The 12,577-nt window shown below is 36.6% G+C and carries 22 protein-coding genes, 1 tRNA gene and 3 pseudogenes; 10 read left to right on the forward strand and 16 right to left on the reverse strand.

Going from position 1 to position 12,577, the window contains the following annotated elements; translation table 11 throughout:
• Positions 1 to 82: 82 nt before the first annotated feature.
• The 7 genes from Bandiella_RS00815 to Bandiella_RS07405 all read right to left on the reverse strand — a co-directional run bounded on the left by Bandiella_RS00815 (position 83) and on the right by Bandiella_RS07405 (position 4,224).
• On the reverse strand, positions 83 to 667 hold the full coding sequence (locus Bandiella_RS00815; protein WP_323733405.1) for an IS6 family transposase: 585 nt from the start codon (positions 665 to 667) through the stop codon (positions 83 to 85).
• Between the two features lie 200 nt (positions 668 to 867).
• Positions 868 to 1,404, reverse strand: coding sequence for a hypothetical protein (locus Bandiella_RS00820; protein WP_323733016.1), 537 nt, complete (start codon positions 1,402 to 1,404; stop codon positions 868 to 870).
• Between the two features lie 138 nt (positions 1,405 to 1,542).
• A complete protein-coding gene (gene mtaB, locus Bandiella_RS00825) occupies positions 1,543 to 2,790 on the reverse strand; it encodes a tRNA (N(6)-L-threonylcarbamoyladenosine(37)-C(2))-methylthiotransferase MtaB (RefSeq protein ID WP_323733017.1) in 1,248 nt (415 codons plus the stop codon).
• Positions 2,791 to 2,826: 36 nt separating this feature from the next.
• A complete protein-coding gene (locus Bandiella_RS00830) occupies positions 2,827 to 3,099 on the reverse strand; it encodes a hypothetical protein (protein ID WP_323733018.1) in 273 nt (90 codons plus the stop codon).
• Between the two features lie 17 nt (positions 3,100 to 3,116).
• Positions 3,117 to 3,554 (reverse strand): phage tail tube protein, encoded by a 438-nt coding sequence (locus Bandiella_RS00835; protein WP_323733019.1) that lies wholly within the window; start codon positions 3,552 to 3,554, stop codon positions 3,117 to 3,119.
• Between the two features lie 14 nt (positions 3,555 to 3,568).
• Positions 3,569 to 3,943: a hypothetical protein gene (locus Bandiella_RS00840; RefSeq protein ID WP_323733020.1), complete on the reverse strand. Its 375-nt coding sequence runs from the start codon at positions 3,941 to 3,943 to the stop codon at positions 3,569 to 3,571.
• A gap of 95 nt (positions 3,944 to 4,038) precedes the next feature.
• Entirely contained in the window at positions 4,039 to 4,224 is a 186-nt protein-coding gene (locus tag Bandiella_RS07405) for an IS1/IS1595 family N-terminal zinc-binding domain-containing protein (RefSeq protein ID WP_407651251.1), read from the reverse strand.
• 42 nt (positions 4,225 to 4,266) lie between these two features.
• On the opposite strand from Bandiella_RS07405, the gene Bandiella_RS00850 reads away from it, so the two are divergent.
• Positions 4,267 to 4,425: an HK97 family phage prohead protease gene (locus Bandiella_RS00850; protein WP_323733021.1), complete on the forward strand. Its 159-nt coding sequence runs from the start codon at positions 4,267 to 4,269 to the stop codon at positions 4,423 to 4,425.
• Positions 4,426 to 4,430: 5 nt separating this feature from the next.
• On the opposite strand, the gene Bandiella_RS00855 is transcribed toward Bandiella_RS00850, so the two are convergent.
• Positions 4,431 to 4,507 (reverse strand) — tRNA-Val (locus tag Bandiella_RS00855).
• A 224-nt stretch (positions 4,508 to 4,731) separates the two neighbouring features.
• On the opposite strand from Bandiella_RS00855, the gene Bandiella_RS00860 reads away from it, so the two are divergent.
• The 6 genes and pseudogenes from Bandiella_RS00860 to Bandiella_RS00885 all read left to right on the forward strand — a co-directional run bounded on the left by Bandiella_RS00860 (position 4,732) and on the right by Bandiella_RS00885 (position 7,450).
• Positions 4,732 to 5,313, forward strand: a complete 582-nt coding sequence (locus Bandiella_RS00860) for a phage major capsid protein (protein WP_323733022.1) — start codon at positions 4,732 to 4,734, stop codon at positions 5,311 to 5,313.
• Entirely contained in the window at positions 5,310 to 5,522 is a 213-nt protein-coding gene (locus Bandiella_RS00865) for a transposase-like zinc-binding domain-containing protein (protein WP_323733023.1), read from the forward strand. The genes Bandiella_RS00860 and Bandiella_RS00865 overlap by 4 nt, the downstream gene beginning before the upstream one ends.
• 129 nt (positions 5,523 to 5,651) lie before the next feature.
• Complete coding sequence (locus Bandiella_RS00870; protein WP_323732863.1) at positions 5,652 to 6,056, forward strand: IS1 family transposase; 405 nt, start codon at positions 5,652 to 5,654, stop codon at positions 6,054 to 6,056.
• 135 nt (positions 6,057 to 6,191) lie between these two features.
• Positions 6,192 to 6,398: pseudogene (locus tag Bandiella_RS00875) on the forward strand (IS6 family transposase); the annotation flags it as partial.
• A 70-nt stretch (positions 6,399 to 6,468) separates the two neighbouring features.
• Positions 6,469 to 6,735, forward strand: a complete 267-nt coding sequence (locus Bandiella_RS07410; protein WP_407651252.1) for a hypothetical protein — start codon at positions 6,469 to 6,471, stop codon at positions 6,733 to 6,735.
• 130 nt (positions 6,736 to 6,865) lie between these two features.
• Positions 6,866 to 7,450: an IS6 family transposase gene (locus Bandiella_RS00885; protein WP_323733405.1), complete on the forward strand. Its 585-nt coding sequence runs from the start codon at positions 6,866 to 6,868 to the stop codon at positions 7,448 to 7,450.
• Between the two features lie 48 nt (positions 7,451 to 7,498).
• Here Bandiella_RS00885 and Bandiella_RS00890 read toward each other — a convergent pair.
• Positions 7,499 to 8,076: pseudogene (locus Bandiella_RS00890) on the reverse strand (IS5 family transposase); the annotation flags it as partial.
• A 55-nt stretch (positions 8,077 to 8,131) separates the two neighbouring features.
• Positions 8,132 to 8,263 (reverse strand): hypothetical protein, encoded by a 132-nt coding sequence (locus Bandiella_RS00895; protein ID WP_323733024.1) that lies wholly within the window; start codon positions 8,261 to 8,263, stop codon positions 8,132 to 8,134.
• 20 nt (positions 8,264 to 8,283) lie between these two features.
• Between Bandiella_RS00895 and Bandiella_RS00900 the strand changes: the two genes are divergently transcribed.
• Positions 8,284 to 8,409, forward strand: coding sequence for a transposase-like zinc-binding domain-containing protein (locus Bandiella_RS00900; RefSeq protein WP_323733025.1), 126 nt, complete (start codon positions 8,284 to 8,286; stop codon positions 8,407 to 8,409).
• Here the strand turns inward: Bandiella_RS00900 and Bandiella_RS00905 are convergent.
• Positions 8,406 to 8,537, reverse strand: coding sequence for a hypothetical protein (locus Bandiella_RS00905; RefSeq protein ID WP_323733026.1), 132 nt, complete (start codon positions 8,535 to 8,537; stop codon positions 8,406 to 8,408). The genes Bandiella_RS00900 and Bandiella_RS00905 overlap by 4 nt on opposite strands.
• Positions 8,538 to 8,669: 132 nt before the next feature.
• Complete coding sequence (locus tag Bandiella_RS00910; protein ID WP_323733405.1) at positions 8,670 to 9,254, reverse strand: IS6 family transposase; 585 nt, start codon at positions 9,252 to 9,254, stop codon at positions 8,670 to 8,672.
• Between the two features lie 216 nt (positions 9,255 to 9,470).
• Between Bandiella_RS00910 and Bandiella_RS00915 the strand changes: the two are divergent.
• Together Bandiella_RS00915 and Bandiella_RS00920 are read left to right on the forward strand one after the other, a co-directional pair.
• Positions 9,471 to 9,668, forward strand: a pseudogene (locus Bandiella_RS00915) (transposase); the annotation flags it as partial.
• Complete coding sequence (locus Bandiella_RS00920) at positions 9,665 to 10,276, forward strand: transposase (RefSeq protein WP_323733027.1); 612 nt, start codon at positions 9,665 to 9,667, stop codon at positions 10,274 to 10,276. The pseudogene Bandiella_RS00915 and the gene Bandiella_RS00920, both read left to right, overlap by 4 nt.
• Before the next feature lie 167 nt (positions 10,277 to 10,443).
• On the opposite strand, the gene Bandiella_RS00925 is transcribed toward Bandiella_RS00920, so the two are convergent.
• The 4 genes from Bandiella_RS00925 to gmk form a co-directional block, all read right to left on the reverse strand.
• The gene (locus tag Bandiella_RS00925) at positions 10,444 to 10,623 is read right to left on the reverse strand and encodes an RNA methyltransferase (RefSeq protein WP_323733028.1); all 180 of its coding nucleotides are present in this window, start codon (positions 10,621 to 10,623) and stop codon (positions 10,444 to 10,446) included.
• Positions 10,614 to 11,162 carry a thioredoxin family protein gene (locus Bandiella_RS00930; RefSeq protein ID WP_323733029.1) on the reverse strand — a complete coding sequence of 183 codons (549 nt, stop codon included), beginning with the start codon at positions 11,160 to 11,162 and terminating at the stop codon, positions 10,614 to 10,616. Before Bandiella_RS00930 ends, Bandiella_RS00925 begins: the two co-directional genes overlap by 10 nt.
• Before the next feature lie 72 nt (positions 11,163 to 11,234).
• Positions 11,235 to 11,897 (reverse strand): RlmE family RNA methyltransferase, encoded by a 663-nt coding sequence (locus Bandiella_RS00935; protein WP_323733030.1) that lies wholly within the window; start codon positions 11,895 to 11,897, stop codon positions 11,235 to 11,237.
• The gene (gene gmk / locus Bandiella_RS00940; protein WP_323733031.1) at positions 11,894 to 12,547 is read right to left on the reverse strand and encodes a guanylate kinase; all 654 of its coding nucleotides are present in this window, start codon (positions 12,545 to 12,547) and stop codon (positions 11,894 to 11,896) included. The genes Bandiella_RS00935 and gmk overlap by 4 nt, the downstream gene beginning before the upstream one ends.
• Positions 12,548 to 12,577: the final 30 nt, after the last annotated feature.

The raw sequence follows: 12,577 nt of genomic DNA on the forward strand, positions 1-12,577 counted from the left end.
AAATGGATTTAGGGCTACATAGGCATGATAGGCACCGTCAAGTTAATGGAGGTAAGGGCGTGACAGAGCATCTTTTTGAAAATTATGCAGCAGCTATGGATTGAGCGGCGTGATCCCAAATAGATTTAGCTTCGAAAAACATTTCTTTTTGCTTGCTAGAACTGTTAATATACCTGCCCACATCTACTGAAAATATGTTCCTTATTTTTCCCATCAAAGAAAGAGTTTGCTGTACCCCAGAAGGAGATTTGAATTTTATTAGGCATTTCTCTTTCCTGCGTGTTGGTTGGTGTGCATTTTCAACCCTATTATTTAATCCTTTATGGCGCCTATGCTCTGTTTTAGGGCACATTTCTTTTATAGGTTTGGTATAGCTTTTTAATTTATCTGTCACGATTACTCTGGGTACTGGATTTGATTGTAATAATCTTGATAAAAACCTTATCGCAGACTTTTTATTACGTCTGGTCTGTAGGAAGACATCTATCTCATATCCATCTTCATCTACAGCTCTCCACAAAATAAAATATTTACCGTTAATTTTAATGCTCATCTCATCCAAATGCCATTTATCCTTTACTTTCCTCTGCTTCTTCTTGATTATATCTAAAAACCTTTTTCCAAATTTAATACACCATGCTCTTATCGTTTCATGGCTTACTTCTATACCCCTTTATAACAACTCTTCTGCTACGTCTCTATAACTCAAATTAAATCTGTGGTACAACCAAACTGCATGTCCTATTATCACCATTGGATATCTGTATCTGCTCGCTCTTTCTTCCATTGTTTTTCTATTATTTTTTATTTTGCTCCAATTTACTATTTTTTCCCTCTTCTCTCAATACCTTTTGCACCTCAACTTTTTTAACTTGACGGTGCCATAATACCATTAGCCCTCAAAGCTTCATCTTTTAAAGCTTCGTTTTCAAGATAGGTAATAGCAGCAGAGTTTCCTTTCTCGCCAATCGCTCTATTAAAGTCACCCTTAATGGTTTTTGCAATGCCATAATAATGCAGAAATTCATCTCTATCCTTGCTATTCCTCATCATCTCGAACGCTTCGACAAAGGCTGTGGCTTTTATTTCCTTTTTGCTTTCATCTGGAATGTCCAATTCATTAATCCCTGCAAGCTGTTTCAGACCAAAAGCTTCTTCAGGGTTAAACACACAACCATAAAACTCAAAGATTGCAGAATTTGTTTCAGCCACTAAATAACCATCCACAATATCGTAACCTTTCGTGTCGAGACCAGCTTCTGCTATTAACGAAGATAACTCTTGTACTTTGGGGTTGCTATCGTAAACTTCCTCAGACCTCTTGGCCCTGTTTGTATTTACGTAAATATCACTTAAAATCCTATAATACTGCTTTTTAAAATCATCTATGTTCTCAACCGGCATATCCGAACCCCCAATAAATAGTTATACTACTTAGGGTATATTTATTTTTGTAACGATGCAATCATAAAAAGAGCGAGGCAAATAAAACTATCCAGCCATATTATGAACATTCCCAAAACCCAAACATAAATACGCCATTTATACCAACAGCGCCTGTTTAGAACTTGACTTAACCGTTACGGTATGCAAACTGCCCCTCTCTAATTTTTGCTCAGAGATAACGTGGCAATAGTCTTCCGTATATCCATGGTTTTCTGATTCAGCAAGAATGCATTCTTGCTTGCCAATTTTCTTTTGTAAATATATGCCCAACAGCTCGTCCTTCAGCTCTCTTAGCATTTTTGCCCTTATTTTTATTACATCTCCCTTTACTTGTGGCATTCTTGCCGCTGGCGTTCCTTCTCTTGGAGAGTATGGGAAAGTATGTAGGTGGATGATGTTAAGCTCTTTAACCAAATTATATGTATTTTTAAACATTTCATCTGTCTCGGTGGGGAATCCCGCAATAACATCAGCTCCAAAGGCAATTTCTGGCCTTATGGTGCGGACTTTATTGCAGAAATCAATTGTCTGTTGCCTAGCGTGCCTTCTTTTCATTCTTTTCAAAATCATATCATCTCCAGCCTGAAGACTTAAGTGTAAATGCGGCATAAACCTACTTTCTCCAACGATCAATTCAAATAATTCATCATCAACTTCAGCAACGTCGATTGAGGAGAGTCTAAGCCTCTTAATCTCTGGCACCATGCGTAAAAGGCGCATAATCATGTTACCAAGAGTTGGTTGCCCTGGAATATCCTTACCATAATCCGTTATGTCAACCCCTGTTAGTACAAATTCTTTGTACCCCTTTTCCACAAGATTTTGAGCATATCGAATTATCTCACCCACAGGAACGCTCCTGCTATTCCCCCTACCATACGGAATAATGCAAAAAGTGCACCTATGGTTACACCCATTTTGTATTTGCAGAAAAGCTTTGGACTTATTCTCAAGACCATCGATCATTTGGTGAGCAGTATCCTCAACCGACATGATATCGTTTACCAATATAGGTTCGTGAGGAAATGCCAACTTACTGTATGTATCTCGTTGCAATTTTTCATGATTGCCGAATACAACGTCAACTCCAGGCATTTTTGCGTATTTGGCAGCAGAAATTTGCGCAGCACAACCAGTTACCATAACCTTGCAATTGGGATTATCTTTCTTTGCCTTTCTGATTGCTTGTTTAAGCTTTCTTTCTGCTTCCCTGGTAACAGCACAACTGTTAAAAATGATGGCATCTTTTATCCCAGCATCTTTTGCATGCTTTTTAATCAGCTCGCTTTCATAGATATTAAGTCTACAGCCAAAAGTTATAACCTCTAGCACCATTTTTTGCATAAAAGAAATTTGAGTAGCAGGTATGCTACTATTATTTCAGAAAAAAGTCCACCAAAGCAATAACATACTAATAATCACAAAAGTTTGTATTATACTGATGCTGACGAACCACTTCAACAAACTGTTTTTTGTTTCCAGAAACTTTTGCTCAATTCTAGTATGATGATGCTTTATCGACTCATCAAGACACTTGGATGTTACCTGATTTTTGCTATAAGCGCGAACTAACTTACATAACTTATCAATCATCTTTTTCTGTTCATCACCCCATACCAATTCACCTTCTGAGAATTTTATTTTTTTGGGCATTTTATCTCTTCCTCTGGTTACATATTGTTTTTCAAATGTAATTTGCCGGTGTTTATTAACGTAAAGGTAAAGTACATGAAATCAGTGGTATTACACTCAATTTCAAAATCTGATATCATAAATTTACCACATATATTAAAGTTTTTTTCCAATGCCATTTGGCATTCCAAATATACACCCGAAAAAGAAGCATCTCTCAATATCTGCGCTGCTTCTATATCAGTGTAAAGACCTGTTAGCGAGATTTTTAGCACTTTTTTGTTGCCAATTTCGCGCAATACCACAGCATCATCAAGAAGTGTGGAGCAGTCTTGATACTTGTTTAAAACAACAAGCTTTACTAATTTCAACCCCACCAACTGCTTCACTTCGCTTGGAGAGTTAGTGTGCGGTCTAGTTAAAATTGAAAAAGCAATATTTTTACCTGTTTTTAGGTGCTCAGTTTTTTTTATCATTTTCTTTTACCATTCTAAGAATTAAGCATATAAGTAAACGACACATAAAAATCTGCTCGCCAAAATCCATCCTCACTCTGTAGAAGTTTTTTATCGCCAACACCAAAATGATAATAAGCCGCTATATCCATGTTTATACTGCTATTCATATCTATTCCCTCAAGCTTGCTAACAAGCTGAATACATTCTGCATTGGTAGCGCAGTTAGTGTGAATGCTAAGCTCCACTTCAATTTGATATAAATTCGCCACCATGCCAAAATTATGTTTCTTGCTTATGGTATTGATTTTTATAAATGGGTATGTTGGATTCTGAGGGATATAAGTATACACTTCCTTTATCACCCCACCGAATTCATCACAACCCCTGTAAAATTGGTTCTGTCGCATCTGTGAAAATTCAGTGCAAAAAGTGAAAAGTGAAAATTTCAAAGTGCGGAAAATCGGGAGTTAAAAATTCTTAATTTTTACTTTTATTTCAAAAATTAACAGATGCGACAGAACCCTGGCGAACAGCCTCTTAATTTAGTGCTTGTAAAATTACATCCACACTCTTTGCATTTATACCTTTGCATACCCCTAATATTACCATTCTTAACGTATTTACTGCTACTGCATTTTTTACACTCTGTATTCATATTTCTATTTTCTTTGTTGCTCGCTATATTCATTTTAGCATCTTATCTATCTTATGGCAACACTCCCATATTTTGATGCAAAATCAAATTACAGACTCGTTAAGTATTGGATATGAGGTGGTCGATGCTTATTACAAAGGTTATGTTAGATATATTACCAGAGTGAATCTTTGGGAGGTTAGTATTGTGACATTCCCAGCCAATAAATTTGCAGGGATCACCTGTGTAAACTAAAAACATGGTGGGTGATAGTGGGCTCGAACCACCGACCTCTACGATGTCAACGTAACGCTCTAGCCAACTGAGCTAATCACCCTATTTTATAATGTTCCGATAATTATTCTCAAAAACAACATGGCGCAGCGTTATCTAATTTCATGGTACGCAGTCTGTGATGTTTTTTAAGCTTAATTATCGTAATACACCCTGAGTATTTTGAATATAACGGAAGACTTAGAGTATACCTTGAGTGAATATATATAAATAGTCGCGCAAGTTCAAGATTTTTAATTTTAACAACTTAAACAAAGGAGTGCATCAATGCAAACAAATGAAACAAAATCAAATAAAATAGCTGATCTTTCTACTGCCTATAAGGTGGGGAATGCTTGGGAACAGTACAAGGCCATCAACGATAGAAGAATAGAAGAGGTTGAAAAAAAGGGGGCTCCAGATCCGCTTACCATAAACCATTTAGAGAAGATTAATAAAATGATGGATAGAATGGATGAGATGGAGGCTGTGTTAAATAGACCACAGATGGGGATGCATGAGTTGAGAGAACGTGTGGAGAATCGTGAATATAAATATGCATTTTGCAATTACATCAGAAAAGGTGCGGAATCTGATATTGCAAGTCTTGAGCATAAAAACTTGAGCGAGTCTTCCGAGAGAGAGTTGGGCTATTCAGTGACTTATAAGGTTAATGAGCAAATCAGTACGTTACTTGTGCAAAATTCTCCTATGAGGCAAATATCAAGCGTGATGTCTATATCTTCTGATGCTTTAGAGCTAATTGAGGATAGAGAAGACACTTTGAGCGGTTGGTCGCAAGATTCTCTAGCTGGTATTGAGAAGGAAAAAGGGGAGTGTTGCCATAAGATAGATAAGATGCTAAAATGAATATAGCGAGCAACAAAGAAAATAGAAATATGAATACAGAGTGTAAAAAATGCAGTAGCAGTAAATACGTTAAGAATGGTAATATTAGGGGTATGCAAAGGTATAAATGCAAAGAGTGTGGATGTAATTTTACAAGCACTAAATTAAGAGGCTGTTCGCCAGAGATGAAGGCTCTGGCAGTGTTATTGTACAGCATGGGAAAAAAGTAGCTTTAGATGGCTAGGGAAATTATTTAAAGTAGCTCATACTAGCGTATATAAGTGGATAATACTGTATGCTAAAAAGATACCAAGACCAACAGTGCCGGAAGAATTGAGAGAAGTTGAAATAGATGAGATGTGGCATTTTGTAGATTCAAAAAAAACAAATTATGGATATGGAAAGCCTATAGTAGGGAGCTCAAGAGAGTTGTTGCCTGGGTGGTTGGTAAGCGTAACGTTACAACCTTTAGAAAATTGTGGAAAATCATAAGTAGAGATAATTGCAGTTATTACACAGACGATTGGTCTGTTTATTCAGAGGTTATACCTCGCCATCAACATGTTGTTGGCAAACAACATACACTCTCAATTGAGTCCAATAACTCAAACACAAGGCACAGAATTGCAAGAATGACCAGAAAAACAAAGGTAGTTTCAAAATCTGAAGAAGTTGTCGATCTTACGATTAAGCTCTGGCTACATTTTGAGGATAACAATAATTTCCTAAGTGAGCAGGGCAATTTTATATCTATCTTTGGCTAACACTCTGGGAAAAAGATACTGCTTTTACTAGATAATGTCGGCACCGTCAAGTTAAAAAAGTTGAGGTGCAAAAGGTATTGAGAGAAGAGGGAAAAAATAGTAAATTGGAGCAAAATAAAAAATAATAGAAAAACAATGGAAGAAAGAGCGAGCAGATACAGATATCCAATGGTGATAATAGGACATGCAGTTTGGTTGTACCACAGATTTAATTTGAGTTATAGAGACGTAGCAGAAGAGTTGTTATACAGGGGTATAGAAGTAAGCCATGAAACGATAAGAGCATGGTGTATTAAATTTGGAAAAAGGTTTTTAGGGCACCGTCAAGTTAAAAAAGTTGAGGTGCAAAAGGTATTGAGAGAAGAGGGAAAAAATAGTAAATTGGAGCAAAATAAAAAATAATAGAAAAACAATGGAAGAAAGAGCGAGCAGATACAGATATCCAATGGTGATAATAGGACATGCAGTTTGGTTGTACCACAGATTTAATTTGAGTTATAGAGACGTAGCAGAAGAGTTGTTATACAGGGGTATAGAAGTAAGCCATGAAACGATAAGAGCATGGTGTATTAAATTTGGAAAAAGGTTTTTAGGGCACCGTCAAGTTAAAAAAGTTGAGGTGCAAAAGGTATTGAGAGAAGAGGGAAAAAATAGTAAATTGGAGCAAAATAAAAAATAATAGAAAAACAATGGAAGAAAGAGCGAGCAGATACAGATATCCAATGGTGATAATAGGACATGCAGTTTGGTTGTACCACAGATTTAATTTGAGTTATAGAGACGTAGCAGAAGAGTTGTTATAAAGGGGTATAGAAGTAAGCCATGAAACGATAAGAGCATGGTGTATTAAATTTGGAAAAAGGTTTTTAGATATAATCAAGAAGAAGCAGAGGAAAGTAAAGGATAAATGGCATTTGGATGAGATGAGCATTAAAATTAACGGTAAATATTTTATTTTGTGGAGAGCTGTAGATGAAGATGGATATGAGATAGATGTCTTCCTACAGACCAGACGTAATAAAAAGTCTGCGATAAGGTTTTTATCAAGATTATTACAATCAAATCCAGTACCCAGAGTAATCGTGACAGATAAATTAAAAAGCTATACCAAACCTATAAAAGAAATGTGCCCTAAAACAGAGCATAGGCGCCATAAAGGATTAAATAATAGGGTTGAAAATGCACACCAACCAACACGCAGGAAAGAGAAATGCCTAATAAAATTCAAATCTCCTTCTGGGGTACAGCAAACTCTTTCTTTGATGGGAAAAATAAGGAACATATTTTCAGTAGATGTGGGCAGGTATATTAACAGTTCTAGCAAGCAAAAAGAAATGTTTTTCGAAGCTAAATCTATTTGGGATCACGCCGCTCAATCCATAGCTGCTGCATAATTTTCAAAAAGATGCTCTGTCACGCCCTTACCTCCATTAACTTGACGGTGCCGGAATAACAACTCTCATGCCCAATTCTTGGGCATGGTCAATTATGTAATTAACATCGTACCCTCTGTCGGCTAGTAAGTACTCAGCTTTCATCTCTTCAATAAGATTAACAGCCTGCTTGCAATCAGCTTCTGAGCCTTTTGTGATAATAACTTTGAGTGGCATACCATGTGAATCCACGGCAAGGTGAATCTTTGTATTGAGCCCCCTTTTGTACGACTCATATCTTGATTGCCGCCTTTTGCACCTGAAGCATGTGGATGCACTTTACTATGACTTGCGTCTATCATTAACCATTCCATATCAGGTTCTTTCACAAATATCTCCAATAAAGCCTCCCATATCCTTTTGTCTCTCCATCTGCAAAATCTTTTATGTGTATTTTTCCATCCTCCATATTCTGAAGGCAAATCTCTCCAGGGAGAACCTGTTCTTAATATCCAAAATACTGCGTTAATGAATCTTCTGTTATTATGTGCCAAACCTCCCCACGTACCTTCCCTTCCTGGTAAATGATCCTTTATCAAATCCCACATATTATCTGTTATATCATGCCTATGTAGCCCTAAATCCATTTTTACTCCTGATTTATCTTTTCTTTCATATTATACCACAAATCTCATGACGACACTATCTAGTATTAGTTGGAATATCTATAGGTTTGCTATTTATTAATTCATCGCAGAATATTATCGTTGCCATTACATCCTTCTCTGCTGCAGCGCTGTTATATTTAGTTACAGAAGAAGGGAGTGTTGCCATAAGATAGATAAGATGCTAAAATGAATATAGCGAGCAACAAAGAAAATAGAAATATGAATACAGAGTGTAAAAAATGCAGTAGCAGTAAATACGTTAAGAATGGTAATATTAGGGGTATGCAAAGGTATAAATGCAAAGAGTGTTAGCCAAAGATAGATATAAAATTGCCCTGCTCACTTAGGAAATTATTGTTATCCTCAAAATGTACCCAGAGCTTAATCGTAAGATCGACAACTTCTTCAGATTTTGAAACTACCTTTGTTTTTCTGGTCATTCTTGGGCACCGTCAAATTAATGGAGGTAAGGGCGTGACAGAGCATCTTTTTGAAAATTATGCAGCAGCTATGGATTGAGGGCACCGTCAAGTTAATGGAGGTAAGGGCGTGACAGAGCATCTTTTTGAAAATTATGCAGCAGCTATGGATTGAGCGGCGTGATCCCAAATAGATTTAGCTTCGAAAAACATTTCTTTTTGCTTGCTAGAACTGTTAATATACCTGCCCACATCTACTGAAAATATGTTCCTTATTTTTCCCATCAAAGAAAGAGTTTGCTGTACCCCAGAAGGAGATTTGAATTTTATTAGGCATTTCTCTTTCCTGCGTGTTGGTTGGTGTGCATTTTCAACCCTATTATTTAATCCTTTATGGCGCCTATGCTCTGTTTTAGGGCACATTTCTTTTATAGGTTTGGTATAGCTTTTTAATTTATCTGTCACGATTACTCTGGGTACTGGATTTGATTGTAATAATCTTGATAAAAACCTTATCGCAGACTTTTTATTACGTCTGGTCTGTAGGAAGACATCTATCTCATATCCATCTTCATCTACAGCTCTCCACAAAATAAAATATTTACCGTTAATTTTAATGCTCATCTCATCCAAATGCCATTTATCCTTTACTTTCCTCTGCTTCTTCTTGATTATATCTAAAAACCTTTTTCCAAATTTAATACACCATGCTCTTATCGTTTCATGGCTTACTTCTATACCCCTTTATAACAACTCTTCTGCTACGTCTCTATAACTCAAATTAAATCTGTGGTACAACCAAACTGCATGTCCTATTATCACCATTGGATATCTGTATCTGCTCGCTCTTTCTTCCATTGTTTTTCTATTATTTTTTATTTTGCTCCAATTTACTATTTTTTCCCTCTTCTCTCAATACCTTTTGCACCTCAACTTTTTTAACTTGACGGTGCCGTTATTCCTCCTAAAAAGAACAGAATCACCCAGAGAAAATACAATAAAGATTTATATAAAATAAGGCATATTGTAGAAAACACCTTTCTTCATCTTAAAAGATGGAGGGGAATTGCAACCAGATATGCTAAAAATTCAGCTTCTTTCCTTGCCGCAATTCAGATTAGATGTTTATCTCTTTGGCTTAAAATCTCATGACGACATTATCTAGAGATCAACTAAAATCTCAAGGATATATGAGCGAGGTATTTACTTTTGTTGATGCAAGTCACTTGATCTCCAAAGCTAATTTATGGGAAGAGCGGGATGAAGCCAGAAAACAAAAATATGAAAAACTTAACAACGAAGTCTTGCCTAAAGTCGCACATGATAAACAAGCCAAAATAGGGTGCAAGGGTGGTAGTAAATTTTGGTATGGCTATAAGAAACATGTAAGCGTAGATATTCAATCCGGAATGATCAACAAGGTTGCTATAACGCCTGCTAATGTTACCGATGCAAAGGGAGTTGCGCATGTTTTACCAAATAGTGGAGCAGTTTATGCTGACAAAGGGTATTGTGTTGCACCAGCAAAGAATGCAGCTAAAAGCAGAGGTATTCATTTTTGCGCCATCAAGAAAAACAATATGAAGCAAAAGAATTTTGACCTTGATCGATACTATACTTCCATAAGGGCTCCGTTTGAGAGGGTGTTTTCTCAAGATAATAAACGATTGCGATACATAGGAATTGCCAAAAATCAGTTTGCTGAATTTATGAATGCTATCTGCTTTAATTTAAAACGTTTAACGGTTCTTACTGCCTAAGCTCATAAAATCACGCTTCGCAGAATCAATAAAAAGCTAAAAATTACCATATCCCACCTCAAAGAAATCTTTTGAATTCTTGGGGAAACCAGTTTTTTGTTAATTTTTTTAGACCATGGTCCAAACTTCCTTAAATCAAACCATCACATTTATCCTTATTTTATCTTTCAACGCTCCCGAATATATCGGCCTTTTGCAGCTAATTCATAGGCTTTATCAGAAGGAGGCCATCCATCTCTTGGCAACACAACCCTAAAATCTTCCAATCCAAAATTGCTCATCACCCTTGCAACTGCCCCAATATTCTCAGCAAGTTGCGGGCAGACTAAAACAATACTTATTTCCACTTAATAGAACATCCAATACTTGGGATTTGCTCACCTTTAAATTCTTCCGTCTTAGCAACCTCAGACATTGCAATAAACAATTCCCTCTTCGCGTCTGGGATTACATCTTTTTTTGCTGAATCCAATCTGCCACGATACTGAAGCTCCAGCTTAGAATTAAAACCAAAAAAATCTGGTGTGCAAACAGCATCATACTTCTTGGCAACTTCCTGTGTCGCGTCAAATAGATATGGGAACTTAAATTTATGCTGCCTAGCAAAAATCTGCATGTTGTCATATGAATCATCAGGATATGCAATTGCATCATTTGAATTAATTGCCACAAACCCAACGCCTAATTTACGCAACTCATCCGCTTCTCTGACAATCTTATCGGCAATTGCTTTGACATATGGACAATGATTGCAAATAAATGCAACAACTAATCCATTCTCTCCCCTTACCTCTTCCAGGTTATAATAACCACCATCCACAGAAAGCAAATTAAAATCAACTGCCTTCCATCCTTTCTCCAGTTGTGGGGTTGTTAGTGCTACCATTTATATTCCGTTATGTTTAATTTCATTCTCATAATATAACAACTTTTAGCACAAAATCATTAAAATTTTGCACTACTTTGAGACAATCTTATCTTTGGCAATAATAAAAATTTCTGATGAGTCGCTATAACTAGCCGACGGCTTGAAAAATGAGACTTTTGAAAACCGTTCCTTCAATCTATTAAAAAACAATTTCGTTGTGTTCCCTTCAAAAAGCTTTATAACTAGATTTCCCCTCTCACCTAAAAACTCTTCGGAAAAAAGAAAAACAGCTTCCGCTAAATTCATGATGTTTATGTGATTAATACTCCTAGTACCACTTGTGGATGGCGCCATGTCACTGCATATTAAATCAAAGCCACCCCCATTTCTCAGAACAATCTCCTCCAGTTTAGCCTGTACTTCCGCAGAAGTGAAATCCCCCTGGATAATTTTCACCCTCTCTATGCTTTCAATAAGTTTTAAGTCAACCCCAATCAGCTGACAATCACTTTTCACCACCCCCTTCATATATTGCAACCAAGAGCCAGGATATGCGCCTAAATCCAAAACAAATTTGGCATTTTTTAAAACGTTGAATTTTCGATTGATCTCCTCCAGTTTATAAGCAGCTCTTGAACGCAAATTGTTCTGTTTTGCCAGCTTGCTGTATTTATCTCTGGCATTTCTATCAAGCCATCTTGCGGATGAGTTTGTCAGCTTAGCCTTATTTTTAACTTTCTTAATTATCTTCAAACAACCTTACTCTTAACAAATTTTTCATGAATCAATGACGCCACAAAATCGTTTAAACCCGTCCTTCTTTCCTTCCTTAATCTTTCAGCCCTCAGAACAGATAGCAATTTTTCTGTGCTCTGCTTAATATCCCTATTGATTATTATATAATCATACTCATGCCAATGGCTGATTTCCTCATCAGCCCTTTCCATTCTGTATTGAATGATCTCAGAATTATCTTGATTTCTGGCTTTAAGCCTTTGCAATAACGCCTCTTTAGAAGGGGGCAATAAAAACACACTCGCAACGTCTGACCTTGCTATCGCAGACAACTGCCTATGGCCTTGCCAGTCTATGTCAAACAGCACATCTTCTCCCTTTTTCAACTTGTCTAAAACCTGTTTTTTCAGCGTACCATAAAATTCTCCAAAAATTTCTGCGTATTCCAGAAATTCATCATTATCAATCTGCTTTTGGAACTGTTCCCTGGTTTTAAAGAAATAATACTTACCATCAATTTCATTTGGCCTTTTACTCCTAGTTGTGCATGAGATTGACAAAGAAATATGCTCATCTTCCTCGATAATATTCTTCGCCAACGTGGTTTTACCAGTCCCTGACGGGGCAGACAAAACCAGCATAAGTCCCCTTCGTGTTACGTTTGACATCCATGTTCGTTTAAATTTCCAATCAGCCTG

The sequence above is a fragment of the Candidatus Bandiella woodruffii genome, assembly GCF_034359465.1.
Taxonomy (GTDB): domain Bacteria; phylum Pseudomonadota; class Alphaproteobacteria; order Rickettsiales; family Midichloriaceae; genus NDG2.

Bases quoted from the DNA above. Each gene is read 5' to 3' on its own strand.
- Bandiella_RS00850 (WP_323733021.1), top strand. From the start codon at position 4,267: ATGCAAAATCAAATTACAGACTCGTTAAGTATTGGATATGAGGTGGTC.
- Bandiella_RS00930 (WP_323733029.1), bottom strand. From the start codon at position 11,162: ATGGTAGCACTAACAACCCCACAACTGGAGAAAGGATGGAAGGCAGTT.
- Bandiella_RS00860 (WP_323733022.1), top strand. From the start codon at position 4,732: ATGCAAACAAATGAAACAAAATCAAATAAAATAGCTGATCTTTCTACT.
- Bandiella_RS00835 (WP_323733019.1), bottom strand. From the start codon at position 3,554: ATGATAAAAAAAACTGAGCACCTAAAAACAGGTAAAAATATTGCTTTT.
- Bandiella_RS00865 (WP_323733023.1), top strand. From the start codon at position 5,310: ATGAATATAGCGAGCAACAAAGAAAATAGAAATATGAATACAGAGTGT.
- Bandiella_RS00895 (WP_323733024.1), bottom strand. From the start codon at position 8,263: ATGGCAACACTCCCTTCTTCTGTAACTAAATATAACAGCGCTGCAGCA.
- Bandiella_RS07405 (WP_407651251.1), bottom strand. From the start codon at position 4,224: ATGAATATAGCGAGCAACAAAGAAAATAGAAATATGAATACAGAGTGT.
- mtaB (WP_323733017.1), bottom strand. From the start codon at position 2,790: ATGCAAAAAATGGTGCTAGAGGTTATAACTTTTGGCTGTAGACTTAAT.
- Bandiella_RS00820 (WP_323733016.1), bottom strand. From the start codon at position 1,404: ATGCCGGTTGAGAACATAGATGATTTTAAAAAGCAGTATTATAGGATT.
- gmk (WP_323733031.1), bottom strand. From the start codon at position 12,547: ATGTCAAACGTAACACGAAGGGGACTTATGCTGGTTTTGTCTGCCCCG.
- Bandiella_RS07410 (WP_407651252.1), top strand. From the start codon at position 6,469: ATGGAAGAAAGAGCGAGCAGATACAGATATCCAATGGTGATAATAGGA.
- Bandiella_RS00830 (WP_323733018.1), bottom strand. From the start codon at position 3,099: ATGCCCAAAAAAATAAAATTCTCAGAAGGTGAATTGGTATGGGGTGAT.
- Bandiella_RS00840 (WP_323733020.1), bottom strand. From the start codon at position 3,943: ATGCGACAGAACCAATTTTACAGGGGTTGTGATGAATTCGGTGGGGTG.
- Bandiella_RS00900 (WP_323733025.1), top strand. From the start codon at position 8,284: ATGAATATAGCGAGCAACAAAGAAAATAGAAATATGAATACAGAGTGT.
- Bandiella_RS00920 (WP_323733027.1), top strand. From the start codon at position 9,665: ATGACGACATTATCTAGAGATCAACTAAAATCTCAAGGATATATGAGC.
- Bandiella_RS00905 (WP_323733026.1), bottom strand. From the start codon at position 8,537: ATGACCAGAAAAACAAAGGTAGTTTCAAAATCTGAAGAAGTTGTCGAT.